Annotated in this window: 21 protein-coding genes; 11 read left to right on the forward strand and 10 right to left on the reverse strand. The window is 59.6% G+C overall.

Annotation, left to right across the window (positions count from 1 at the left end; translation table 11 throughout):
* From xdhC to GS620_RS05985, 6 genes are all read left to right on the forward strand, one after another.
* Positions 1-879 carry a xanthine dehydrogenase accessory protein XdhC gene (xdhC, locus tag GS620_RS05960; protein ID WP_171614621.1) on the forward strand — a complete coding sequence of 293 codons (879 nt, stop codon included), beginning with the start codon at positions 1-3 and terminating at the stop codon, positions 877-879.
* A 43-nt stretch (positions 880-922) separates the two neighbouring features.
* Positions 923-2,524 (forward strand): xanthine/uracil/vitamin C permease, encoded by a 1,602-nt coding sequence (locus GS620_RS05965; protein ID WP_171614622.1) that lies wholly within the window; start codon positions 923-925, stop codon positions 2,522-2,524.
* A gap of 515 nt (positions 2,525-3,039) precedes the next feature.
* Positions 3,040-5,136: a hydantoinase/oxoprolinase family protein gene (locus tag GS620_RS05970; protein ID WP_171614623.1), complete on the forward strand. Its 2,097-nt coding sequence runs from the start codon at positions 3,040-3,042 to the stop codon at positions 5,134-5,136.
* Complete coding sequence (locus GS620_RS05975) at positions 5,136-6,800, forward strand: hydantoinase B/oxoprolinase family protein (RefSeq protein WP_171614624.1); 1,665 nt, start codon at positions 5,136-5,138, stop codon at positions 6,798-6,800. The genes GS620_RS05970 and GS620_RS05975 overlap by 1 nt, the downstream gene beginning before the upstream one ends.
* On the forward strand, positions 6,797-7,864 hold the full coding sequence (locus tag GS620_RS05980; protein WP_171614625.1) for a histidinol-phosphate transaminase: 1,068 nt from the start codon (positions 6,797-6,799) through the stop codon (positions 7,862-7,864). Before GS620_RS05975 ends, GS620_RS05980 begins: the two co-directional genes overlap by 4 nt.
* Positions 7,861-8,598, forward strand: coding sequence for an Asp/Glu racemase (locus tag GS620_RS05985; RefSeq protein ID WP_171614626.1), 738 nt, complete (start codon positions 7,861-7,863; stop codon positions 8,596-8,598). The genes GS620_RS05980 and GS620_RS05985 overlap by 4 nt, the downstream gene beginning before the upstream one ends.
* A gap of 191 nt (positions 8,599-8,789) precedes the next feature.
* On the opposite strand, the gene GS620_RS05990 is transcribed toward GS620_RS05985, so the two are convergent.
* Positions 8,790-10,145 (reverse strand): MmgE/PrpD family protein, encoded by a 1,356-nt coding sequence (locus GS620_RS05990; RefSeq protein WP_171614627.1) that lies wholly within the window; start codon positions 10,143-10,145, stop codon positions 8,790-8,792.
* Between the two features lie 246 nt (positions 10,146-10,391).
* Between GS620_RS05990 and GS620_RS05995 the strand changes: the two genes are divergently transcribed.
* Positions 10,392-11,279 carry a LysR substrate-binding domain-containing protein gene (locus tag GS620_RS05995; protein ID WP_171614629.1) on the forward strand — a complete coding sequence of 296 codons (888 nt, stop codon included), beginning with the start codon at positions 10,392-10,394 and terminating at the stop codon, positions 11,277-11,279.
* 373 nt (positions 11,280-11,652) lie between these two features.
* Positions 11,653-12,957, forward strand: coding sequence for a UDP-glucose/GDP-mannose dehydrogenase family protein (locus GS620_RS06000; protein WP_171205842.1), 1,305 nt, complete (start codon positions 11,653-11,655; stop codon positions 12,955-12,957).
* A 72-nt stretch (positions 12,958-13,029) separates the two neighbouring features.
* Here the strand turns inward: GS620_RS06000 and GS620_RS06005 are convergent, their stop codons facing one another.
* Positions 13,030-14,031 (reverse strand): sterol desaturase family protein, encoded by a 1,002-nt coding sequence (locus tag GS620_RS06005; protein ID WP_171614631.1) that lies wholly within the window; start codon positions 14,029-14,031, stop codon positions 13,030-13,032.
* Between the two features lie 107 nt (positions 14,032-14,138).
* On the opposite strand from GS620_RS06005, the gene GS620_RS06010 reads away from it, so the two are divergent.
* On the forward strand, positions 14,139-15,029 hold the full coding sequence (locus tag GS620_RS06010; RefSeq protein WP_171614633.1) for a LysR family transcriptional regulator: 891 nt from the start codon (positions 14,139-14,141) through the stop codon (positions 15,027-15,029).
* Here the strand turns inward: GS620_RS06010 and GS620_RS06015 are convergent.
* From GS620_RS06015 to GS620_RS06025, 3 genes are read right to left on the reverse strand one after another with little or no spacing between them, the layout of a single operon-like run.
* On the reverse strand, positions 15,002-16,090 hold the full coding sequence (locus GS620_RS06015; protein ID WP_371809397.1) for a helix-turn-helix domain-containing protein: 1,089 nt from the start codon (positions 16,088-16,090) through the stop codon (positions 15,002-15,004). The genes GS620_RS06010 and GS620_RS06015 overlap by 28 nt on opposite strands.
* Positions 16,091-16,128: 38 nt before the next feature.
* Positions 16,129-16,866 carry a hypothetical protein gene (locus GS620_RS06020; RefSeq protein WP_171614637.1) on the reverse strand — a complete coding sequence of 246 codons (738 nt, stop codon included), beginning with the start codon at positions 16,864-16,866 and terminating at the stop codon, positions 16,129-16,131.
* Positions 16,863-17,387, reverse strand: coding sequence for an RNA polymerase sigma factor (locus tag GS620_RS06025; RefSeq protein ID WP_216597837.1), 525 nt, complete (start codon positions 17,385-17,387; stop codon positions 16,863-16,865). The genes GS620_RS06020 and GS620_RS06025 overlap by 4 nt, the downstream gene beginning before the upstream one ends.
* Positions 17,388-17,483: 96 nt before the next feature.
* On the opposite strand from GS620_RS06025, the gene GS620_RS21940 reads away from it, so the two are divergent.
* Together GS620_RS21940 and GS620_RS06035 are read left to right on the forward strand one after the other, a co-directional pair.
* On the forward strand, positions 17,484-18,422 hold the full coding sequence (locus tag GS620_RS21940) for a cytochrome c family protein (RefSeq protein ID WP_253283811.1): 939 nt from the start codon (positions 17,484-17,486) through the stop codon (positions 18,420-18,422).
* 429 nt (positions 18,423-18,851) lie between these two features.
* Positions 18,852-20,636 (forward strand): ABC transporter ATP-binding protein, encoded by a 1,785-nt coding sequence (locus tag GS620_RS06035; protein WP_171614639.1) that lies wholly within the window; start codon positions 18,852-18,854, stop codon positions 20,634-20,636.
* A 338-nt stretch (positions 20,637-20,974) separates the two neighbouring features.
* Here the strand turns inward: GS620_RS06035 and GS620_RS06040 are convergent, their stop codons facing one another.
* The 5 genes from GS620_RS06040 to GS620_RS06060 are packed head-to-tail and all read right to left on the reverse strand — an operon-like array spanning position 20,975 to position 25,910.
* Entirely contained in the window at positions 20,975-21,928 is a 954-nt protein-coding gene (locus tag GS620_RS06040; RefSeq protein WP_171170018.1) for an ABC transporter ATP-binding protein, read from the reverse strand.
* Complete coding sequence (locus GS620_RS06045; protein WP_171614641.1) at positions 21,925-22,902, reverse strand: ABC transporter ATP-binding protein; 978 nt, start codon at positions 22,900-22,902, stop codon at positions 21,925-21,927. The genes GS620_RS06040 and GS620_RS06045 overlap by 4 nt, the downstream gene beginning before the upstream one ends.
* A 4-nt stretch (positions 22,903-22,906) precedes the next feature.
* On the reverse strand, positions 22,907-23,809 hold the full coding sequence (locus GS620_RS06050) for an ABC transporter permease subunit (RefSeq protein ID WP_152460560.1): 903 nt from the start codon (positions 23,807-23,809) through the stop codon (positions 22,907-22,909).
* A complete protein-coding gene (locus GS620_RS06055; RefSeq protein ID WP_152460561.1) occupies positions 23,809-24,816 on the reverse strand; it encodes an ABC transporter permease subunit in 1,008 nt (335 codons plus the stop codon). The genes GS620_RS06050 and GS620_RS06055 overlap by 1 nt, the downstream gene beginning before the upstream one ends.
* On the reverse strand, positions 24,816-25,910 hold the full coding sequence (locus GS620_RS06060; RefSeq protein WP_171331520.1) for a Xaa-Pro peptidase family protein: 1,095 nt from the start codon (positions 25,908-25,910) through the stop codon (positions 24,816-24,818). The genes GS620_RS06055 and GS620_RS06060 overlap by 1 nt, the downstream gene beginning before the upstream one ends.
* Between the last annotated feature and the right edge of the window lie 43 nt (positions 25,911-25,953).

Consider the following 25,953-nt stretch of genomic DNA (forward strand, 5'->3'; position numbering starts at 1 on the left):
ATGGTTGCCCCGGGTTCTCTGAACGAATTTCTGTCCGCGCAGCATAGCGTGATCCGCATTGCGTTGACCCGAGTCCGCGGGTCTTCGCCGCGCAATGAGGGGACAGAAATGTTCGTCGCGCCCGGGGCGTTGTGGGGAACCATAGGCGGTGGACAATTGGAATTCCTCGCCATCAACGCCGCGCGGGACATGCTGCGTGACGGTGCGTTGCATCAGGATCTGGACGTGCCACTTGGCCCCGAGATCGGGCAATGCTGCGGCGGCCGGGTCGAATTGAACCTGTCCCGCATGCGTGCGTCCGACAAATGGGCCGCGACGGAACGCGCGGCCCGGAACGAAGATGCTTTGCCTCATGTCTATGTCATGGGGGCGGGCCACGTGGGGCGTGCCCTCGCCAATCAGTTTCAGCATCTGCCGGTGCGCTGCATCCTCGTCGATACCAGACCCGAAGAGATCGCGCTTTGCGCCGCTGATGTCGAAACCCGGGTCAGCGCGATTCCCGAAGCCGAAATCTGGCGCGCGCCCGCAGGCAGCGCCTTTGTCGTTCTGACCCATGATCACGGGCTGGATTTTCTGCTGACGACCGCCGCGCTGGAACGAAATGACGCCGCTTATGTGGGGATGATCGGTTCCGCCACAAAGCGGGTAAAGCTCAGGAACTGGGCGCAGAAACACTGTGACGGACAGTCCATCGAACATTTGAAATGCCCCATTGGGGCTAGCGGTAGCCGCGACAAGCGGCCCAGCGTCATCGCCGCCTTCGTGGCGGCCGAAGTGATGGCTGAATTGACCTCTGAAACTGCCGCGACCGCCCTGACCGGGGCAAACCAGGCACCCCTGCGGGGCCATCATCACGACCGGAAAGGGAGATCGGCCTGACACCTGTCGGGCCAAACCGGTCACATCAGAGGAGGAGACCGTCATGGACGGGAGGACCTATGAATACAAGCTGTTTAGCCGCAGCGATTTCAGCGCTTTCTGGGCGCTGTTTACCGACAACCTTGTCAACTTGCTGATCCTGTCCGGGGTCTGCCAATTCGTGTTTCAAATGCCTGCGGACATCGTCTTTGGCCGCATCGTTCCCGGCGCCGCCATCGCGATTTTGGCCGGTGTCGCTATCTACACTTACCTCGCCAAATGGGCGGCAAACGCGCAGGGCAAAGACGTAACCGCGTTGCCCTACGGCATCTCGACGCCGGTTATGTTCGTCTACCTGTTCGGGGTGATCGGACCCATCTACTGGGCGACAAATGATCCAATGCTTGCCTGGCAAGTGGGTATCGGCGCCGGGTTCATGGGCGGCATCGTCGCGGCTCTGGGCGCCGTGGTTGGGCCGTATCTCAAGCGGATCACGCCACGCGCGGGGATGCTGGGGACGCTGTGCGGCATTGCCCTGGTCTTCATCGGCTCTGTGCCGCTGGCCGAAGTGTTCGAGAACCCCATCATCGGCTTTACGTCGCTGCTGTTCATCCTCTGGGGGTTGATCGGCCGTTTCCGCCTGCCGGGCAATGTTCCGGCCGGCCTTGTCGCGATTGCTGCCGGTACCGTGATCGCCATTCTGCTTGGCGAGTCCAAAATTGATGTCAGCGGCATCGGGTTCTACCCGCCGATCCCGTATTTCGGTGACCTGATCTCCGGTGTACAATATCTGTTCGCCAACCCTGAGCTGTTCCTGGTGCTGATCCCCGTGCAGATCTACAACTTCATCGAAACGATGAACAACGTGGAATCCGCCGAAGCGGCAGGCGACCATTACCCTGTCGGGCTCTGCCAGGTGACGGACGGCGCAGGCACGATGCTGGGCGCTCTGTTTGGTTCGCCATTCCCGACAACCGTTTACATCGGCCATCCAGCCTATAAACGGTTGGATGCCCATGCGGGGTATATTGTCGGTGTGGCCGTTGTAGTTGCCGCCGCCGCCTTTCTGGGGTTCCTGTCCTTTCTTGCGGGGCTGATCCCGATCGCCGCAGCCGCACCGGTACTGGTGTTTGTATCAGTCAGCCTGATCACCAACACGGCCTGGGCTGTAAAACCGATGCACATGGCCGCGGTATCCTTTGCAATCCTGCCCCATATCTCGGCCTTCCTTATGGTCAAATGGGGATCGTTGATGAACGCGCTGCGCAGCAGCGGTGTCGAAGGGTTGCCATCCTTGGGAGATCCTGATCTGACCTCGGCCCTTCTGATGGAAGGGGCTCATTACGAGGGGCACCTTGCCCTGAGCCAGGGGGCGATCATCACCGGTCTCGTCTGGGGTGCCATCGTGGCCGATGTGATTGACGGGCGCTTCCGGATGGCCGGCGCGTTTGCTGTCGCAGGTGGGCTGATGTCTTCGATCGGCATCATCCATTCCTACACGCTACAGATGCCTCAGTTCGACGGGATAACCATCGGATATCTGATCATCGGTGCGTTCCTGTACGTCTACCCGGTGTTCGCCTCCAAAGAGGATCTTGAGCATCGTATCATCGTACCGGACGAGCCCGACCTCATCGATGACGACTCACCCGCTCAACAGGCCTGATCGGCAACGGGGCAGTCGCATGGCTGCCCCAAAAACCATCCCTTCCCGTTCAATCGCGGCCGTTCAAGAGGCAGAGTTTGCCCTACGGTCGCTTGTTGATCTTTCTCTCGCCTATCTCCGAGCAGGGCATTTGGTTCGCACAGGTCTTGCAGAGGATCACCCTTGTGAACCACGCATCTGCGCCGCCTGGGCATCTTCCAACACGAACACGGGCGCCGCATCGGCTGGGTCACACAAAACAGACGACCACAGGTGATGTGCGCGGGGTCAAGACCCTCACCCGCAAGCCCCGCAATCGACCAGGCGTGACGAATTTTGTCGTTTGCAGGCTTTTGTGTCGCTTTCCGGCTTGTTGCGGCATGCTGGTATGAACAAGAATACCTGCTGATGAACAATTGTTTTCCAAATCCCATGGACCGCCGTGCCACCGGCTGTGACCTTGTGATCCCAGCCTGATCTCAGGGCCTCTGGCCCTTACGCATCACGCTGTGACTACGGATTTTTCGGATAACCTCATGACAACTCAAACGCTGCGCCTGGCCATCGATATTGGCGGCACGTTCACGGATACGGTTCTTGTCTCTGGCGAAGAGACGATACTTGCCTCGACCAAAACCCTGACCACACATCACAACCCCGCCGACGGAGCCATGCAAGGCGCAGCGCGCGTAATGCAACAGACAGGGCACCGTCTGAGCGAAGTCACCGGTTTCATTCACGGCACCACGCTGGCCACCAACGCGCTGATCGAAAAACGCGGCGCGGTCGTGGCAACCGTGACCACCGAAGGGTTCAGGGACATTCTGGAAATCGCCTACGAGCGGCGCTATTCGCAATACGACATCAATCTGAACAAACCTGATCTGCTGGTGCCGCGTGAGCGCGCGCTGACGGTCCGCGAGCGCGTTTCGGCGGATGGCAAGGTATTGATTCCGCTGGAAGACACAGCCATCGACGCGCTGTTGAAGGACATCGACGCCAGCGGAGCGGAAGCCATCGCCGTCTGCCTGATGCACGCATATGCAAACCCCGAGCACGAGCGCAGGCTGCGCGATATGCTGGCGGACAGGCGACCCGATCTGACCATCTCGATTTCGTCGGACGTCAGCCCCGAAGCGCGCGAATTCGACCGGCTATGCACGACAGTCGCCAACGCCTATATCCAGCCTCTGATGGCAACGTATCTGGCCCGGTTTGTCGAACAATTCGAGGCCCGGGGCGTCACCTGTCCGATCCTGATGATGACAGCGGGTGGTGGAATGTGCACCATGCGAACCGCCGCGCAGTTTCCGATCCGGCTGGTGGAATCCGGCCCCGCCGGTGGTGCCATTCTGGCCGCCCGCGTCGCCGCCCGCGCCGGTCTGGATCAGGTTCTGTCCTTTGACGTCGGCGGCACCACCGCCAAACTGTGCCTGATCGACAACGCCCGTCCTCAGACCTCGCGCCAGTTCGAGATTGCCCGCGCCGCACGGTTCATCAAAGGCTCCGGAATGCCGGTACGTATACCGGTCATCGAAATGATCGAGATCGGCGCCGGAGGCGGTTCGATTGCCGGGGTTGACCGGTTGGGGCGGCTGACCGTGGGGCCAAAATCAGCCGGATCCGAGCCCGGCCCCGTCGCCTTCATGCGCGGTGGAACCGAACCCACGGTGACGGACAGTGATATTGCACTGGGATATATCGTACCCGACACGTTTGCCGAGGGGCATATTCAGCTTGATCCCGACGCTTCGAAACGGGCGCTAGGCCGGGTGATCGGGTCAAAGCTGGATCTGGATGCCGTAGGCGCCGCCGATGGCGTCAGCCGCATCGTCGACGAAAGCATGGCCAGCGCGGGTCGGATGCATGCGGTGGAATCCGGCAAGGACCTTGGCCCACGAACAATGATAGCATTTGGGGGCAACGGGCCATTGCACGCCAGCCGGGTCGCGCGATCCGCCGGGGTCAGCCGCATCGTGATCCCACCCGATCCCGGTGTCGGATCGGCCGTCGGTTTCCTGTTCGCTCCGGTGTCTTTCGAGATCGTCCGCTCGCGTTATACGTTGCTGGGCAGCATGGACCTGAACGGGATCAACACGCTGTTCGAAGCCATGAGTTCCGAGGCCAGAGAGGTCGTCTTCCAAGGGGCCGGCGATGTCCCGACCCAGACGCTGCGCACTGCCTTCATGCGCTACCACGGACAAGGGCACGAGATCGAGATCACCCTTCCCGACCGCCCCCTGACCGCCGAAGATATCGAGCCGCTGACCGCTGCATTCGAACAGGAATACCGCAAGCAATTCTCGCGCCCAGTGCCGGGGATGCAGATCGAGATCCTCAATTGGGCGGTGCGGGTCGCGACCTGTGACAGCTTCGTGCCGGCGGTTCCTGAAACGCCCCGGTTGAAGACAATCTCGGCGCCGGAAACCCGTCCGATCACCTGTGACGTGGACGGAGTATCGAAACCAGCGGCCTTCGTTGCCCGAGCGGATCTGAAGCCCGGCGACCACCTTCACGGCCCCGCATTGATCACCGAACCGCAGACAACCACGCTCGTATCCGCCGACTTCTCGGCGCATGTGGATGCCATTGGAAACCTCGTCCTCGTTCAGGACCAGAAAGGAGGCGCATGATGTCGTCCGATCTTTCACACGATCTTTCGCCCGCCCGATTGCAGGTGATGTGGAATCGTCTGCTGGCCGTGGTCGAAGAACAGGGCCAAACCCTGATCCGCGCCGCCTTCAGCCCGATCGTACGCGAATGTGGTGACATCTCTGCCGGGATATTTGACGCCGATGGCCGGATGCTGGCGCAGGCCGTGACCGGCACACCAGGGCACATCAACACCATGGCCGAGGCGGTGCAGCACCTGCGCCGGGCTTTCCCGGTTCAGACCATGAAGCCGGGCGACATCTACATGACGAACGACCCATGGCTTGCCTCGGGGCACCTGAACGATTTTCTGCTGATGATGCCCGCATTCAAGGATGGCAAGGTGGTGGGCTTTACCTCCTGCACCTCGCATCTTGTTGATCTGGGTGGGTTGGGCATGGGCCCCGAAGGTTCCGACATCTATGACGAGGGCCTGCTGATCCCGCCCTGCAAGCTGGTTGAACAGGGCACTCCCAACGCTTTGCTGCTGGACGTCATCCGCGCCAACAGCCGCGAACCCGTCGCCAATGATGGCGACATCTATGCACTGATCGCCTGTTGCGAAGCCGGGGTTGCAAGGCTGCTGTCGATGATGGAGGAATTTAGCCTCGACGATCTGGAGACGCTCGGCTCGTACATCATCGACACGTCGCGCCGCGGCACGCTGGAGGCCATCGCCGACGTGCCCGAAGGTGTCTACAAGAATGTTCTGAAGATGGACGGCTATGAGAATGAGCTGGAGCTGCACGCCACCCTGACTGTAAGGAAGGACGGCATGCATGTGGATTTCTCGGGCACCTCGGGCTGTTCGCGCAAGGGCATCAACGTGCCGCTGAACTATGCCACCGCCTATACGGTGTTTGCCTTGCGCTGCATTGTCGGCGCGGACATTCCCAACAATGCGGGATCGCTGGAGCCGTTTACCGTTGACGGGCCAAAGGGCTGCATCCTGAACGCGCAGCGCCCGGTGCCGGTTGCGATGCGGCATACCCTGGGTCAGGTCACGCCCGATCTGGTTCTGGGCTGCCTGCATCAGGCCCTGCCCGATGCGGTCCCGGCCGAAGGCGCAAGTTGCATGTTCGACTTGCCCATGCGCCACGCACCCGAAGTGGCCCGTGACGGCGGTCGCGAATTCGCGGTGGAACCCGTGCACAATGGCGGAACCGGCGCGCGACCTCATGCCGATGGTCTGTCGGCCACGGCCTATCCGTCGGGCGTGTTCGGCAGTCAGGTCGAGATCACCGAAAGCGTCGCACCCGTGACGATCTGGCGGCGCGAACTGCGCCCAGATTCCGGCGGCGCGGGCAAGTATCGCGGCGGGCTGGGGCAACGGATCGAGATGACCTCGTCCAACGGGGCGCCCTTTATCGTGTTCCTGTCGGTCGAACGGCTGAAATACCCGGCGCTTGGCCGTATGGGCGGCAAACCCGGCGCCCCCGGTCGCATCCGTTTCAGGGACGGTGCAAAAGATATTCCGGGTAAAGGAGAATTGCGGGTGGAACACGGTGATTACCTGATCTTCGATACACCGGGCGGCGGCGGCTTTGGCGACCCTGCCGAACGCGACCCGGATGCGCTGGCGCTGGACATCAAACGCGGGTTGGTAAGTGCGCAAGGCGCCAGGATTTACAGGGGTGACGCATGATCCGACCGGTTCCTTACGTTGGCGCCATGGCCGCTTATGCGCTGGCTGATCCGAACGGCGCAGACACGGTTTCACTGGCGCAGAACGAAAGCGCCTTTCCCGCAAGCCCCGCCGCCGTTGCGGCCGGGCAGGCAGCGCTGGCGGATCTGGCCCTTTATCCTGATCCGGAATGGGCCGAAATGCGCGCAGCCATTGCCGAGGTGCACGGGCTCGACCCCGCGCGCATTTTATGTGGGGCGGGCTCGATGGAACTGATTGGCTGTCTGATCCGCGCCTTTGCCGGGCCGGGCGATCAGGTGCTGGGCACACAATATGGCTATGCCTTTGTCGCCTCGGCCACAGCACAGGCACAGGCCGAATATGTGGCAGCGCCCGAGGTCGATTTGACCGTATCGGTGGACGCGCTTCTGGCCGCTGTCACACCTGCCACCCGCATCGTGTTCGTCTGCAATCCGGGCAACCCCACCGGCACGCTGATCCCGAATGACGAAATTGTCCGCCTGCAATCGGATCTGCCTGGCGATACACTGTTGGTGGTGGACCAGGCCTATGCGGAATTTGCCGATGCCACGAACGATCCTGCGCAGATCTTTGCGCTGGTGGATCGGGGCGATACCGTGATCACGCGCACATGTTCCAAGGCCTACGGGCTGGCGGGGGCGCGGGCCGGCTGGGGCTGTTTCCCAAGCGAAATCTCGGGCGAGGTCCGCAAGCTTTTGAATCCCAACAATATCTCGATTGCCTCGCAGGCAGCGGCGGCGGCGGCGATACGGGATCAGGCCCATATGCGCAACGTGGTCGCACGGACAGCCGAAATTCGGGACCGGTTTGCGCAGGAATGCCGCGAACTGGGCCTGAGCGTGCCGGAAAGCCACACAAATTTCGTGCTGATCCGCTTTGCCTCGACCGCGCAGGCACAGCGCGCCGACACGGCCCTGCGGGCGGAGGGCCTGATGATGCGCGGCATGGGCGGCTATGGTTTGTCGGACTGTTTGCGCGCCACGATCTGTGCGCCCGAGGTGATGGACAAGGCCCGCGACATCTTGAAAGGAGCACTGACATGACCGAGACCCGCACAGCCGCCAGGATCGGTGTTCTGGTGCCCTTCACCAACACCAATCTGGAACCGGATATGGAGATGCTGCGACCGCCAAACACCACCATCCATTTCCAGCGCATGGGCGGCTATGACGTGGATGAAATTCCCGGCTCGGATCAAATGGCAGGCTTGGGCGCTTCGGATATCAGCCACGATCTGCGGATGATCTCGGGGGTGCGGCCCGATGTGGTGCTGTACGGCTGCACCTCGGCCACCCTAACCCATGGGCCGTCTTTCGACGCTGTGCTGGCGCAACAGATCAAATCGGAATCCGGTGCGCTGTCGCTGACCGCGGCCGGATCATTGATCGCCGCAATCAAGGCACTGGGGGCCACGAAGGTCGGCTTTTCCTCGCCCTATCTGGGCGAAATCAACGTACAGGCGATGGATTTCATGGCCCAGAACGGAATCGAGACCGTTCGATGCGCCGATGTGGGCCGAAAGCTGGGCAATTACGGTCAGGGAGAGCTGACCCCGGACGAGGTCTATGAACTGGCCTGTCAGGCCGATCACCCGCAGGCACAGGCCATAGTTCTCAGCTGCACCGACATGCGTTCGGTCGAGGCGGTCGACCGGATTGAAGCAACGCTGGGCAAGCCGGTCGTCACCTCGAATCAGGCGATGATGTTCTGCCTTATGCGGGCGCTGAACCTGCCGCGTCATGACGCGCTGCCAGGGCGATTGTTCGACCTGCTCTGACCGGATCAGGGCGCAAGGCGACAATGTAAAAAAGAAAGCTCACCTCGAACGGGTCTTGGATCACCCAGACTTGCTCCCAGCTCCAATTCAACCTGTGCAGCGGGCGGCAGGGCCTGCATCATCGCCGCCATCAGGATCAAGGGTGCGGATGTGCCGGTCGGAACGTGTTTCAACGGCAGCTTCGGCAGATTTTACGTCTGGTCGGCGGGGGCGTAGATCAACGCGCCAAGGTCTGAGAATTTCGAGCCCGGCGCGCCCAGCCCCAGAACCGCATCACGAATGGCGGCGGCACGGGATGCACCCAGTGATGGTGTCGCAAATTCCATGAATTTGTCGATCACTTCTGCCTCATTCATTGGTGCCTCGGGTCCGCCGCGTGCATGTACGTCGCCCGACTCGAGTATGCGCCCGTCGATCAGAGTGATGCTGACATCGGCGAACCGGCTTTCGGGGAAACGGTCGGAATGGCGTGCGGCCTCTGAAACCGAGATACGCTCGACGATCGAGGCGACCAGCGGGTCGGCCAGGCCCGCACCGGTGATGTTCTCAACTCCGATCCGGCCATGCGCAACCATTGTCGCGACGGCAAATGGCAGCGAATACTGCGCCTTGGACGTATCATCCGGCATGCCCTGGAAAAGGCAGGCGCTTTCCCGAAACGTGTTTACATGAATCGCGGCAATATCGCGGTAAGTCAGGTCGTTTTCACGCATGAGTGCACGGGTGGCATCAATTGCGGCGTGGGCCCAACGGCAGATCGGGTAGGGTTTGACATATTGATGCTCCATTTGCCAGAAATCGCCCAGATCTTGCCAATGGGGGGCAACGTCTGCCGCTTCGATGGTGATGGCCGGCGCCCCGGTAAAGCCTTTCTCGGCCAATACCGCTGAAGAAATGCCAACCAACGCGCCCCAGCCCGAACCGTCATGCAGCATGGTGGGATTGGCGATCTCGCGCATCATCTGGCTGCGCGGGCCATGATATTCGGCGATCCCCATGGCCTGCCGCATCTGTTCGGCCGTCAAACCGCGCAAGCGCGACGCCACGGCCACCACGCCAAGCGCGTTCCAAGCTCCGGATGTGTGATAATCGCTGACAGTGTCATGCAACGAAATGCCCGCGCGTCCCGCGACCTCGTATCCAACGATCACCGCCGCCAACGCTTCGGGGCCTGAAAAATCTTGAACGGTTTCAGCCAATGCCGCCAGTGCGGGAACGACGACAACCCCGATGTGGCCTTTGGTCGGATTGTATCCATCATGTCCGTCCAAATTGTCGGTCTGTGTGGCCGCTGCATAGGCCGCACCCGCGACGCTGACGCGTCGACCGTCGAAAAGCATGCGCGCGCTCAGCCCCGGGTCGCCCGCGCCAAACAGCGCTACCGCACTCTCGCGCGCAATCCGTCCGGCCTGCATCGGCCCCGATCCTATGGTGATCCCCAGCGTATCCAGCAGCATCAACGCCGCTGCCTTGCGTGCGGTATCAGGAAATTCCTGCGCGGCACGCTTCAGCGCAAAATCTGCAACGGTCTCAAAGGTATCTGTCACGGTGTCCAGTCGAGGTTTTTCTTTCGGGTTCCGCTTACTTTCGGGTTCCGGTTACAAGAAAAAGCCTATGTAAGTTTGCGCATAGCGGCACGAAAACAATCATGGGGCAATGGCCCCGGATTATTTGTGACTAGGACCAGATCACATTTCGAGGCAGAACCATACGTGTGAGTCGCTCATGGGCAAGACAGCAAGCCCTGGGCTTATTAATTCTTTGCGATGTGCCTTGCCTGAGAAACGTCCGCCATGATGAATCTTCCACACCTGACCTTTCTGCGCTCGTTCGAAGCGGCGGCACGGCACCTGAGCTTCACCGCTGCTGCCGAAGAGCTGAACTGCACCCAATCTGCCGTCAGCAATCATGTCCGCTCGTTGGAAGAGTTTTTGCAGCGCCCCCTGTTCGTGCGCCATCCCCGGTCCCTGTCGCTGACAGATGTAGGAGAGGCCTATCTGCCGTCAGTGCGCCATGCCCTACAGGAAATCAACGCCGCCACCCAATCGGTCATCGTGCGGTCGCATACCCGCAAGGTGGTGGTATCCTGCCCGGTCAGTCTGGCCGAGAACTGGTTGCCGGATGTGATCCGTGGTTTCAACGCGGTGCATCCCGACATAGATCTGACGGTTCATGGCACTGTCTGGGCTGATGTCGAACCAAATGTTTCGGATATCTCGCTGACGATCAACCATGTCGACGATGTGTCGCCGGACGCCCAACGTTTGTGGGTCGAAAAGCTGGCCTTGGTCTGTGCGCCCGGCTTTCTGGTCGATGGCGCGCCGCTGACCGACCCCAAGCAATTGCAGAATGCACCGCTGATCCACATCCTGGGCCGCCCCTCCTATTGGGAGCACGCGGCGCGGCATTTCGGGTTGTCCGATCTGAGCCAGAAGGGCGGGTTGCGGACGAATGTCTCGAATTTGGCGATGGAAATGGCCGCCAAGTCACTGGGATGCGTCGCCCTGCCCCGGTCGCTGGCCCGGTCCTATGTCGAGCGGGGGCTGCTGATCGAGCCTTTCCGGTTTGATCTGAACAGTCCCTGGACCTATTTCATGCGTCTCAAGGAAAAACCCGTTTCACCACCGGTCCGGCTGTTTCAGAACTGGCTGTTGCAAGCCGCCGCTGAAATGGACAGCTGATCGACCGGTCATTTGCCGGGGCATGTCACGCGGCCCCTATTTTCCCTTGCCAGCCAGCTTGTTGGCGGCGAGAACGCGCAATCACTTCCGCGCGTCATCAATACCCAAGGCAGGGGCTATTCCAGCCATCAACAGCACCCTCTGCGCAACCGAGTTTCGACACCAACCAGTTCTTCCTGATCCTCGGTTCCGCTGAACAAAGCCGGCATGATCGCGATTTCGAAGGGCTTTGCACCATCTGCGCTTCTATTGCCTCAATATCCGCAAGAATCTATGGGATGCATCACGCAACTGCTGACGGCCATTGAAACCGGCGTCAGTTTCTTTGATTGTGCCCACGCCGTCCGTGGTAATTGGTAAGAAGGATTTTTGGATGCGTATTGCAATGATCGGCACCGGTTATGTTGGCTTAGTGTCCGGTGTATGCTTTTCGGACTTTGGTCATGACGTGATTTGCGTCGACAAGGCTGAGCAAAAGATCGACATGCTCAAGGCCGGAGAAGTGCCGATCTATGAACCGGGCCTGGATGTGCTGATGGCAAAAAACGTTGCTGCCGGTCGCCTGAGTTTTTCAACCGATCTGAAAACAGCAGTTGATGGCGCCGATGCGGTTTTCATCGCGGTCGGAACTCCGACCCGACGAGGGGACGGCCACGCGGATTTGACCTATGTGATGGCCGCGGCGGAAGAGATCGCCCAAGCGGTTACCGGTTACACGGTCATCGTCACCAAATCGACCGTGCCGGTGGGAACAAACAGAAAAGTTCAGGAAGTCGTTGCGGCAGCCAACCCCACAGCCGAATTCGACGTGGCCTCGAACCCTGAATTTCTGCGCGAAGGCGCTGCAATCGACGACTTCATGCGCCCCGATCGCGTCGTCGTCGGTGTGGAAAACGATCGCGCCGCCGAAGTGATGGCCGAGATTTACCGACCGCTTTATCTGCGTGACTTTCCGATCCTGACCACCGATCTGGAAAGCGCCGAGATGATAAAATACGCCGCCAACGCGTTTCTGGCGACCAAGATCACTTTCATCAATGAAATCGCAGGCCTGTGTGAAAAGGTCGGTGCGGATGTCAAGGAAGTTTCCCGCGGCATCGGTCTGGACGGACGAATTGGCAACAAATTCCTGCATGCGGGGCCGGGCTATGGTGGCTCTTGTTTTCCCAAGGATACCGCCGCGCTGGCGCGGATCGGGCAGGATCATGCATATCCGATGCAGATCACGGAAACCGTCATTCGGGTGAATGACGAGGTCAAGAAGCGGATGATCGAGAAAATCCGCGACGCCTGCGACGACCGCCTTAACGGCAAGACGGTGGCGGTTCTGGGTGTCACTTTCAAACCCAACACGGACGACATGCGCGACGCGCCATCACTGTCCATCATTCCCGCTTTGATCGGCGGAGGAGCCAAAGTGCGCGTCGTCGATCCGCAGGGCAAAGCGGAAGGCGATGCGCTATTGCCCGGGGTCGAATGGTGCGACGATCCCTATGCAGCGGTCCAAGGGGCTGACGTTGTGGTGTTGCTGACAGAGTGGAACGAGTTCCGCGCGTTGAACCTGACCGAGCTGGCCGGTTCCATGAACTCTGCCAGAATGGTGGATCTGCGCAATATCTATTCAAAGTCACAGGCGCTGAAATCCGGCTTTGAAACCTATGTCGGCGTTGGACGCTGAAGGCACCCCGCCTTTTGGATCAAACACGCCCACCGGACCCGCTTGGGTCCGGCAGGGATCTGCCTTCACGGGCTATTCGGTGGCCCAGATCTTGCGGCGGCGTTCCTTGACCATTTCATTGCCTTCATCGGTGCCGTCGTGGAACGTGTTGAACCATTCGTCCCAAGGGGTTTCCCAAGTGCCGTAGTTGCAGTCGAAAAACCGATGGTGCAGCTGATGAAAGAAATCCCCGACCTGAAACTTGGCCTTGTTGCCGAACTTCACGTGCTCGAACCCGGCATGAGAGGTCGGAGCGCCGATGCCGTGATGGAACAGCAGGAAAACGGCGTGGATCGGATGCGACGGCAGCAGGAAGAAGATCATCGTATCGAACATCAGGAAAAAGCTCTCGACCGGATGCATCGCAAGCCCCGACCAAGGGCCGGTGTTGATGTTGCGGTGATGCCAAGCGTGGACTTTTGTATAAAGCACACCCACATGCAGCAGCCTGTGCAGCCAGTAGAAATGGAACCCGGCCCAGATCGGCACAAAGACGGTCATGGCGATGAACCAGATCGGGTTGCCGTCTAACGTGATCATCGTGATCCAGCCATTGGCATAGGAATACAAGATCAGACATTCCCAGAACGTCCAGAACGTCAACGCCGGGCCCAAGGTCCAGAACATGTTGTCCCAGACCTGATTTTTGAAAGTGAACACCTTGGCGCCCTTCATCATCGGGCGCATGTCATAGCGGAATTCGTCCTGCTGCGTGCGGAACCTCCAAAGGGCCAGGTGCAAGCCGCCTGCGACCACCATCAGGATACAGAAATTGCGGAACCAGATTTCCGCAACCCAATCCCAGCCGAAGGTCTCGACCCTGCTCAGTGAAGGCGTCAGATAGGTCCAGGTGATGACCGCAAAGACCAGCAGCAGCGCCCGCAATGCAAGCGGATTCCAGCTTTGCAGCAGGTATTTCAACGCGGCCAGAGGTTTCATCGGCCAATCCCAATAGGGCGCGGTCTGAATCGGCAGTTGAGGCGTGTAATTCCAGATCTTGCGCTTGGCTCGTGGCGGCAGGGCGGGGTCTGACATAGAAGGCTCATTTCATCTGTTCACTGATCACAAGCCTAAGGCGGGGGATCAAAAGCTCAGACCCAATTGTCTTGCCGGTGAGGCTAAGTTTTGCTTAGCCTGTCGGAATGAACACCCGCGTCCCTTCCCTCAACTGGCTACGCGTATTCGAGGCTGCGGCCCGAACCGAAAGCTTTGCCCGTGCCGCGACCCAGTTGAACATGACGCCTGCCGCCGTCAGCCAGCAGGTCAAAGCGTTGGAGACACGGCTGGGCACTCCGTTGTTCCACCGCCACGCGCATTCGGTCACGTTGACCGAGACCGGGCGCGCCTATCTGCCGTCGGTACAGCAATCCTTGCTCATGCTGGAAACGGCAACCGCGGGTCTGTTCGGTGAAACCCGTGAGCAAAGGCTTTACGTTCAGTCGGTGCTGCTGTTTGCACATGGCATTCTGGCCGGGGGTGTTCCCGGATTTCAGGCGGCGCATCCTCAGATCAACCTTTCGCTTTCGACCGGCAATGTCGTGTCGGATTTTGCCAATCGGTTCACTGACCTTCAGATCGTGTTTGGCAACCCCGCGCTGTTTGGCTCGGAAAGTGACGAGTTGATGCGCGAACATCTCTATCCCATCGCCCCACCCGCGATTGCTGCCCGGATCGAGACGGCAAAGGACTTGTTCGACTTCACCTTGATCGAAGTTTCGACCCATCGGGCAAGCTGGCCGCATTGGTTCGAACACCAGCGGCTGCCAGCGGGCCGGGCACGGTACTTTTTTGCCGACAACTCGGTGATGGCGGCCGAGCTCTGCGCCAGCGGATGCGGCATTGCCTTGGCGCGCGCGCCCGCGTCAGATCGGATTATGAAGCTGTCGGGTTTGGTTCCCTGCCTGCCAGACATCTCATGTCCGGGGCAGGAAGCCTATCATCTGGTCTACCCTTCCCGAACGGCGCTGCGCCCGGCCGCGCGTACGTTTCGCGATTGGCTGATGGATTACAGCGCCGCCGTCCAGACGCGGTAACGCCCCTGCCCGGTGACCTCGCGAACCAGACCCCGCTGCGCGAACAGGTCGAAATTGCGCTGTACCGCCGCGCGGGAAGCCTTGGTCAGGTCTTCGGCCAAGGGCGCGGATACCATGGGCCAGGCCGTCAATGCATTGATCAGCCGCGGTGGAGTGCGGCCGCTCAGATCCTGCGTGACGTCTTTGGCTTTCGCCTCCCACGCGCTGATCCGATCCAGATGCAGCAACGCCGCAAGGGCAGCCTGCCCTGCGCCGCCGATCCATGCGCTCAGTTTCTCCGAAGGATCTCCCGAGCCGCGCAGCGCGCGCGGCCCGGACAAGGCCAAGGGCATGAACAGCGCACCGCCACGCCCCATGGACGCTGCATGACGCGCGGCGATGACGGCGGCTTCCGTGTCCTGCCCGATGCCTTGTGACACCGCCCGCCACGCATGAAACGCAATTGCCGACTGCGTGACAGGATGCAACCCTTCGGCATTTTGCATGACCTCGGCCAGATCAATGATGGATTCCGGGGTCGCGTCGGCCCCCTGAGCCAACCGGTCAAGAAACGCGGTCAGACCACGTTCCCAACCGCCGGCGGCAGGCGGCGCACCCGAACTCAGGCGTCGCACGGCCCATCCGGCCCGAAACAGGGCCTGCACGTCATCATGAGTCGCGCCGATGCGCAAGCCGGTCCACAAAGCCAATCGATCCACGCTGATCCGGTCTCCGGTCCACCACCCCAGATCGGACGTCTCCATCAATGCCAAGCGGTGCGTCCAGCCCTCGGGGCCCGCTCGCAACCGTTCGTCCAGCGCACCAAAAGTCAGGGCCAGATCCGCAAGTTCCGCAGAAAGGTCGGACTGCGCAGCCCGCCAATCGCGCGGATCGAACAGCAGGCGCTGCTCGCGTCGCGGCCCGGGCAGGAAAAAACCCTCGTCTTCCTCGACTTCATCCGGCGGCAAGAACCACAGGTCGTCCTCTTCGGACGGATCGCCGTCATAGATGCTGGCGGGGCCAAGATCTTCGGCCTCGTCTTCAGGAAGGGGCAAGGGTTTCTTCGACGTCATACCCCGCATTCTTCGGACATTACCGTTGGTTCACAAGGGGTATTCCGTCAGCCCGCAAAGGTTCGGGTCAGAACATCCAGTTTGCTGCTCAAATCGGTCTGCGGAGAGCTGCCCAGCAGCATGTAACCGTAACCATCCTGCGCCCAGGTCGCTGTTGCCAAACCGCTCAGAACGGCCTGTTTGACCTCTGCCTTCGGGGCGTTCGGCCCCTGGCGGATAACACAGAAGGCAAAAGGTTGACCCTGCTCATCGGCGAAAACGACCTGAACCAAGGGCTTTCCCTTGAACGAAAGAACCTGTGCTCGCTTCAACTCCAACCCTGGCAGGGAGTCCAGCGCTTCACGGTTCAGAGACCTGCCAAGTGCTGCCTCGGCCATCGCGAATTGTTTGTCCAGCGATGCCTCGGAACTGTCCAGCGAGACTATCGTCTCGGGCACATAAAGCGACTGATAGATCGCTGCCTGCTGCGCCCAGCCCAGTTCTGCCGGGCGCGTCGCCCAGAACGTCAGGGCGACGGCTGCAACCCCGACGCCCGCGGCCACGGCCAGAAGGCGCAGAAACCCGCCATTGGTGTTTCGCGCCACGGGTTCCGGCAAATCGACCTTCGGCGCCGCGGTGGGCAGTGTCTCAAAGACCTGCCGAACGACAGGCGCAAACGGATCCAGCGCCATCAGGCGGCGTTCAAGCTCGACATCATCCTCAACCGCGGCCTCGATGGCGCGGCTCTGAGCCTCATCCAGCGTGCCTTCCAGATACGCCAACAGCGTCTCGTCGGAAAACGTCATTTGCCACTCCGTCGCGCGGCGTCTGCCGCCTCAAACTGCATCACGGTTTTCAGTTTCCGCCGGGCATTCGATAGCCGGCTCATGATTGTGCCGATGGGAACGTCCAGCAATGCAGCGGTTTCGCGGTAGCTGTACCCTTCGACGAACACGAGCATGACCGTTTCCCGCTGCGCTTCTGGCAGCTGCATCACTTGGGTAAACACTTCAGCCGCAAAAATATTCGTTTCTGAATCCGGCAAAGTTGCGACCAGTTCCGATTCTGGGGTCACGGACAGCGCCTGTGCCCGCCGGACGGAACGAGACCGCACTTCGTTCAACCAGATTGACCGGCAGATCGTCATCAGCCAACTGTCCAGACGATCATGCGACGTTACCTGATGATGCCGCTCGAGCGCACGCAGGCATGTGGCCTGCACCAGATCGTCCGCCACATCCGATGCCCCCGACAACGCCAGAGCAAACCGCCAGACGCGTCTTGAGTGCATCTGTACGGCGTCACGAACGGCCTGTTCGGAAGTCATCTCGGCACTCATCGAATAAAACGCGACCTGTGTGTGTTTGTCAGAAACGGACCCGGCCCGCAGGGCCAAAACTGACATAAACCGCGGAGGAAAGAAATGAAACTTCAGTTGAAGGCAGTCACGTTTGCGTCGGCAATTGTTGCAACACCCATATGGGCAGCGGGTTGGACACTGGAGTCCGATCGCTCGCATCTGGCCTATGGAACGATCAAGAAAAACGCGGTGGGCGAGGTCAACAGCTTCACCAGCCTGAGCGGACACGTGACGCAGGAGGGCGTGGCCGAAATCGAGATCGACCTGTCCTCGGTCGAGACCAACATAGAAATTCGCAACGAACGGGTGATCGAATTTGTATTCCGCCAAGCACCCACTGCGCGCCTGACGGCCGAATTCGACATGGCGAAGGTTGCAGGGCTGGCCGTGGGTGAAACCACCACTCTGGATGCTGCTTCCGTGCTTTCGCTGGCCGGCACGGAAGTTGAGTTTGACGCGGAAATGTTCGTCGCACGCTTGTCCGAGACGTCAGTGCTTGTTTCGACAAACGACATGGTGTTTCTCAGCACCGAAGACGCCGGTGTCAACGCCGGCGTGGACAAGCTTATGGAATTGGCAAGCCTGCCCGGCATCACCCGAACGGTACCGATTACAGCCCGGCTGATCTTTCACACGGATGAAGAACAGGCCGCGACGGCATCGGAAGCCACAGAGGTTGTTGCTGCCGCAGCTGTTCAGGGTGACGCGACGGCCGGCAAAAAGGTGTTTCGCAAGTGCAGCGCCTGCCACAAATTGAAAGAAGGCCGCCATGGTGTTGGCCCGTCCCTGCACGGCATTCTCGGCGCAAAGGCCGGTCAGGCCGAGGGATTCAAGTATTCGACAGCGCTGGAAAGTTCCGACATCGTCTGGACCCATGAAACCCTGAGCGCATTCCTGACGGATCCCAAAGGGTATCTTCAGGGCAATCGAATGCAGTTTCGCGGCCTGAAAAAGGACAAAGATATTGTTAACCTTCTTGCGTATTTGCAAGAAGAGGGGTGACGGCAACACCCAAGAGACCTGCTGAATTTCGATTTCACGCAACCGGCCCCGGGATCGGATACGATGCTTGTGCCCGTCCCCTGTCTGGTTTCGGATCAACACGTGTTCAAAGTCAGGAATTACAGCCTTCTATCAGCGGATTCATGCCGGACATACGACTCGTTTGTGGCAAAACAGCCCGTATTTTAAGGCGTTTTTTGCGGATCCTGTCGCGCCACCAACCCTGCCTGCGCCCGTACAAAGGGGCAAATCGCGGTTGTTGTTGCGCTTTCCAACTCTTGTCCGATCGTCAACCAGCCATTATTTAGCGGGCGTACAGCTCAGATGGTCGGGATGGGCCGCTCTGCCGCAGCATGGCATCTGTCCTTTAGGCCCGACAAGATATAGGTTAACTGAGCGTGCGCACAGTTTCACGATTTGGAGAACGCAATGATAAAGCGCGCCTGGAACAAGTGGCGATCAGGCTATATGGGCCGCCTTGTAGGTGAAAGCTTTTACGCGCAAGGCAAGCTGTATGGTATTGCGGTTCTGGCAATGATTGCCGTGGCGGTCACCACGGCCGGCTCCGCATATATGATGGAATTCATTGTCGATGCCATGACCAGCCCCGACTTGCAGGGTTGGGTACATTTGATTGCGCTGGGGGTTGTCCTCCTGTTTCTGGTCAAGGCGGTCGCATCCTATATTCAGGCTATCTTCCTTGCCCGCGCAGGCAATCGGATCGTGGCGGAACAGCAGGACAAGGTTTACCGTAAACTGCTCAGACATGGGGTCTCGTTCTTTTCGACCAATGAATCGTCGGACCTTCTGATGCGCACCACCCATGGTGCGCAGGCGGCCAGAAACCTGATCGATTTGCTGGTCACCGGGTTTGTCCGCGACACCCTGACTCTGGTCGGGCTGATTGTGGTCATGGTGTATCAGCAGCCCGTTCTATCCGTCTTGTTCTTTGTCGTGGGTCCGATTGCCCTGTTGGGTGTTCGCTATCTGCTGAAGAGCGTACGTACGATCATGCAGGCCGAATTCAAGTCGCTGGCAGAAATTATTCGGGTGCTGCAAGAGACCTCGGCAGGGATCAAGGTCATCAAGGTCTTCTCACTCGAAGACCGGATGATCAACCGCATGGACACCGCCATCCGCAAAGTTGAAGAGCGGTCGAATGACATCGCCAAGTTGCAGTCCATTGCCAGCCCTCTTATGGAGTTTCTGGCCGGCCTCGCCGTGGCGGGTGTGCTTTTGGTCAGCACGATGGGAATTGCGGGCACGGAACAACCCAGCGCGGGCCAGTTGATGTCCTTTATCACGGCATTGCTGATGGCCTATGAACCTGCCAAGCGGCTGTCGAAAATGCGCGTTCAGATCGAAACCTGCATGGTTGGTATCAGCATGTTGTTCGGCCTGCTGGATCAGGACGACACGATGGTGGAAAGTCCCGAAGCCCATGACCTGATCGAAGGCCCCGGCCAGGTCACGTTGCGTGATGTGACTTTCGGCTATCAAGGTGCCGTGCCTGTAATTGAAGATATGAATATCACGTTCGAGGCCGGCAAGACCACCGCGCTCGTCGGTCAGTCCGGCGGTGGCAAGTCCACGTTGTTCGGCCTGATCATGCGTTTCTATGATCCCGATCAGGGCAGCGTTGAGATTGATGGTCAGGATCTACGCGAGGTGAGCTTTGCCTCGCTGAGACGCAAAATATCCTATGTCGGTCAGGATACATTCCTGTTCTCGACATCGATCATGGACAACCTGCGCTGCTCGTCCCCTGACGCCACGGACGAAGAAGTCATAGACGCCGCCAAAGCCGCACATGCGCATGATTTCATCATGGATCTGCCCGAAGGCTACAATACGCAGGTTGGCGAAAACGGCACCTTCCTGTCAGGTGGCCAGAAGCAGCGAATTGCGATTGCCCGCGCTATTCTGAGAAAAGCCGAGATCCTGCTTTTGGACGAAGCCACAAGCGCGCTGGATGCTGAATCGGAATCGCTTGTCAAAAAGGCTTTGGACACCCTGACAAAGGACGTGACCGTCGTCGTCATTGCGCACCGACTTTCGACTGTTCTGGAAGCGGATAAGATTATCGTGGTTCAGGATGGCTCGATTGTGGAACAGGGCAATCTGGACGAGTTGATGAAAAAGAACGGAAGCTTCCGCAATCTGTTCAATCAGCAATTCAAAAAACACGCACCCTCGGCGGAAGTGGCAGAGTAGCCCCTGCATTCGGTCTGGCACATGCCTCCCTTCTCTGGGCAAGACCTGTCCGGAAGAGCGGCGGAGTATTCTCTTCACGCGCGTCCGTGCATCGAAATCATCAAGCCCAAGCCGCCCAAGGGATTTGGGCGGCTCGGGCCGCATCTTGGGAAGTAAACGGTCCGGTATTGCGCAAGGGTTCGAAGATGGCGGTCTTCGACGGTAGCGACACAAACATGTGGCTTGGTCGCCCACGTCGGCGCCTTGGCGGGGTGGTTCTCCCACAAGAAGTCACCGTCGCTTCTATTGCGACCGCCCTGTTTGCCACCCAATCACACCAACGCAGAAACCTACTTGCACTACAAGGGGTACAGACACGCGACCTGATGCGGTTCTCCGGCCAGTTCAGGCAATGTTGCCCTGCACTGATCGGTTGCCAGCCAACATCTTTGCGCAAAGGCGCAACCTTTTGGAATATTCATCGGCGACGGCAGTTCGCCCTCAAGCTTGATCCGTTCTTTTCGGGCCGTGGGATCGGCCCGGGGCGTCGTGGACAGCAACGCCTTGGAATAGGGGTGGCGCGGCGCGGCGAACAGCTGTTCTTTGGGTGCCTTTTCAACAGCACGCCCCAGATACATCACGATCACGTCGTCTGCAAAATGCCGAACCACGGAAAGATCGTGCGAAATGAACAGATAGGCGAGGTCAAGCCGTTCCTGCAAATCCACAAGCAGGTTCAGGATCTGTGACTGGATCGAGACGTCCAGTGCCGAAACCGGTTCATCCAGAACCAGGACCCTGGGATTCAGCATAAGGGCGCGTGCAATGGCGATACGCTGACGCTGTCCGCCAGAGAACATATGTGGATAGCGATCATAATGCTCGGGCCGCAATCCCACCATCTCGATCATGTCGCGCGCTTGTGCCTCGCGGTCTGCGGCGGACATGTCCGGACGATTGATGATCAGCGGTTCCTGCAAGATCTGGCCGATGCGCTGACGTGGATTCAACGATCCATACGGATCCTGGAACACGATTTGCACCGTTTCCCGCATCTTGCTCCACCGCGACGGGGTAATGTCGACACCGTCAATCGTCAGCCTGCCCGACGTCGGCTCTTCAATCATCGTGACCAATCGGGCCAATGTTGACTTGCCACAGCCGGACTCTCCGACGATGGCCAGAGTCTTTCCCGGTTTCAGTTCGAAATCCACCCCCGAAAGGGCCTTCACTGTCGCTGACTTGGACAGCAACCCGCCCTTCACCGTGTAAAAACGGGTCAGATCTTTCGCCTGAACGATGGGGTCGGTCATGCCAATTCTCCGGCCGCAATTTTCTCTACGTAGTGACAACGTGCCTTGCCGAAGGCATCGGCATGAGGGGTCGGTGGTATTTCAGCGCAAGTTGCATCAGCAAACCGGCATCGCGGGCTGAACAAGCACCCTGCGGGGCGATCGAACTGGCCCGGCACAACGCCGGGAATCGTCGGGAGAATCTTGGAGGTCGCGCGCTCGGGCAAAGCGCTCAGCAGGGCGGATGTATAGGGATGGCGCGGCGTGCGGAACAAATCACGCACGGGCTGCTCTTCGACTTTTTGTCCGGCATATTGCACCTGAACCCGTTCGGCGGTTTCGGCCACCACCCCCATGTCATGAGTGATCAGCACAAGGCCCATATCGTGTTCGTCCCGCAACCGAACCAGCAGGTCGAGTATCTGCGCCTGAATGGTGACATCCAGCGCGGTGGTCGGTTCGTCCGCAATCAGCAGCTTGGGCTTGCAGGCGATGGCCATCGCGATCATGACGCGCTGGTTCATGCCCCCTGACATCTGATGTGGAAAGGTGTTCAGGCGGCTTTCCGGGGCCGGGATGCCGACCTGGTCGAACAGCTCAATCGCGCGCTGGTGGCGGTCCTTGCGGTTCATTCCCAGATGGATGCGCAGGGCCTCTTTGATCTGGAATCCCACCGTGAAACAGGGGTTCAGCGACGACATCGGCTCCTGAAAGATCATTGCCATTTCCTTGCCGATGATCTTGCGGCGATCACGGGCCGAAAGACCGGCCAGATCCACCCCCTCAAAGCGCATCTCGTCAGCGGTGATCGTCGCGGTCCAGGGCAACAACCCCATCAGCGCCAGCATCGACACCGACTTGCCCGAGCCGCTTTCGCCGACGACGGCCAGCAGCTCGCCCCTGTCGACCGACAGATCGACACCGTCCACGGCGCGGAACTTGCCCGAGGCCGTGGCGAATTCAACAGTCAGGTTGCGGATCTGCAAAAGGCTCATGCCATCAGCTCCGTTTCAGTTTCGGGTCAAGCGCATCACGTAGGCCATCACCCATCAGGTTGATGGCAAGAACGGTGACAAGAATCGCCAGACCGGGGAAGGTGACCACCCACCAGGCGCGCAGTATGAATTCGCGCGCTTCGGCCAGCATGGTGCCCCATTCCGGAGTGGGCGGCTGCGCGCCCATGCCCAGAAAGCCCAAGGCAGCTGCATCCAGGATCGCCGTCGAAAAGGACAGTGCCGCCTGTACGATGATGGGTGCCAGACAATTGGGCAGCACGGTGATGAACATCAGCCGTGACCTGCCAGCACCGGCCACACGCGCCGACGTGACATAATCCTTCTGACGTTCCGCCAGAACCGACGCGCGGGTCAGGCGCACGTAGTGGGGTTGGAAAACGATGGCGATGGCAATCATCGCGTTGGTCAGCGACGGGCCAAGGATGGCCACCAGCACCAGCGCCAACAGCAGCGACGGGAAGGCCAGAACGATATCCATCACCCGCATGATCAGCGTATCGACCCATTTGGGGGCAAAGCCCGACAGCAGGCCAATCATCACGCCACCCGACACGGCCACACAGACGACGACGATTCCGACAAAGAAGGAATAGCGCGAGCCCATGATCAGGCGCGACAGCATGTCCCGACCCAGCGGATCGGTGCCCAACGGGAAAGCCCAGCTTCCGCCCTCCTGCCAAGCAGGCGGTTGCAGGATATGATCGCGGAACTGCTCGGTTGGGTCATAGGGGGCCAGAAGGGGCGCAAAGGCGGCACAAAAAACGAAGGCTGCAAAAACCCAAAGCCCGATGACAGCGCCGCGGTTTTCGCTGAAGTAGTACCAGAACTCGCGCAGGGCGCTGGGGCGGTCTTCCGTTCTGGGCGGGGTTGAGGATAGTTCGGCCATCACCGCCTCCGAATTTTGGGGTTGATGATGCCATAAAGGACATCGACCAGCAGGTTCACCAGCATCACGATCACCGCGATCATCAGCAATCCGCCCTGAACAACCGGGTAGTCACGGCGAAAGATGCTGTCGACCATCCACTTTCCTATGCCCGGCCAACTGAAGATGGTTTCGGTCAGAATGGCCCCCGCCAGCAAAGTGCCCACCGATAGGCCGATCACCGTAACAACCGGAATCAAAGCGTTTCGCAGCGCGTGCAATCCATTGATCCGCGTTGGTGACAAACCCTTGGCGCGCGCGGTGCGGATGTAATCTTCGCCCAGAACTTCCAGCATCGCCGACCGGGTCTGGCGTGCGATTACCGCCAGCGGAATCGTTCCCAGCACAATCGTCGGCAGGATCAGATGGCGCACGGCTGATCCGAATGCTCCTTCCTGACCCGACAGCAGGCTGTCGATCAGCATGAAGCCCGTGACGCTGGGAAAGTAATACAACAGGTCGATCCGGCCCGAGACCGGCGTCCAGCCCAGATTGCCCGAGAATATGATGATCAACAGCAGCGCCCACCAGAAGATGGGCATCGAGTACCCGACCAGCGCCGAGGACATCAGCGCCCGGTCAAAGAACTTCCCTCGGTTCACCGCCGCGATCACACCCGCGGGCAGACCCAGCGCAACGGCAAAGATCATGGCGCACAGGGACAACTCCAGCGTTGCGGGGAACAGCGAAAAGAACTCATCCCATACGGGTTTCCTAGTGACAAAGCTTTCGCCCAGATCACCTTGAAGCACTCCGGTGAGGTAATCCCAATACTGCTGCAACACCGGCTTGTCGAAACCCAGCTTTTCGACCATTTCCTGATAACGTTCTTCCGTCATGCCGCGTTCTCCGGCCATCACGATGATCGGATCGCCGGGCAGCACCCGGATGAACATGAACGAAATCAGCGTCACGCCCAGAAATGTCGGAACAAACAGGCCAAGACGGGTGAGGAAATAGCCAAGCATCAGCGACCTATGATTGTAAGTTCTTTGGGAAAGCGGGTCAGTGACCGACAGCCATCCCCGGTGACAAGGACGTCATCTTCTATGCGAACGCCGAACTTGTCCAATTCATACAGACCGGGTTCGTTGGTCCAGACCATGCCCGGCAGGATTTTCTGGCTGTTGCCGCGCATGATATACGGCGCCTCATGCACATCCCGGCCCAGACCGTGACCTGTCTTGGTCCGGATACGATCGGCAAAGGGCGAGGCCTCAAGCACGCCTGTGACGGCATCGTCGATGTCATGCGCTGTCACGCCGGGGCGGCAGGCTTCGAACCCGGCTTTGTTGGCGCGCAAAACCGTGTCGTAGACATCCCGGCCTTCGTCCGTGACGTCCTGAACGAAAAAAGTTCGCGTGATGTCGGCCGCAAAACCATGTTTTCGAGCGCCAAAGTCGAACAGCAAAGCGTCGCCTGCCTTGATCCGGTAGTCGGCGCGCGCCTTGCCGTGCGGTCGTGCCGAGTTGTCCCCCGCAGCCACGATGGGGGAAAAGGCCAGCGACTCGGCGCCTTCCGCAAAAAGCGCCTGTATCAGCGCCTGCTCGATATGTTTTTCGGTCTGACCTGTGCGAACACCCGCAATCACACGCTGCAACGCGCGTTCCGAAATATCGATGGCCGCTTGCAGCGCGGCGATATCTTCTTCGGTTTTGATGATGCGAAGGCCTGAGATTTCGTGTTCGCCGTCCACAATCTGCAGATCCGGAATTGCGCGGGTAAACGCGTCTGACACGAAAAACCGCATCACCTGACCTTCGACGGCCAACGATCTGATCGGACTATGCGCTGCCAGCGCGGAAAAGGCGCCGTCATAGCCGGTCTGATCGCGCCAGTCGAACACGGCACCCTCAAATCCAACCAGATCCCATGAGGCGAGTTCCAGATTGGGCACGATCGCCGCCGGATCACCCTGGGCCGGAATCACCACGACAAAAGGCCGCTCGTGGCTCATGAAGGATTTGCCCAATGCGCGGGTGAAATTCGGACCCGGCACCAGGGCCACTGCGTCCACTGACATATCCAGTGCCAATTGGCGGTATTCGGACAAATCCGGCATTCTGCCCGACCTCCTCAATAAGAAAGCCGGAGCCACCACTCTG

This window comes from Ruegeria sp. HKCCD6428, from assembly GCF_013110595.1.
GTDB lineage: Bacteria > Pseudomonadota > Alphaproteobacteria > Rhodobacterales > Rhodobacteraceae > Ruegeria.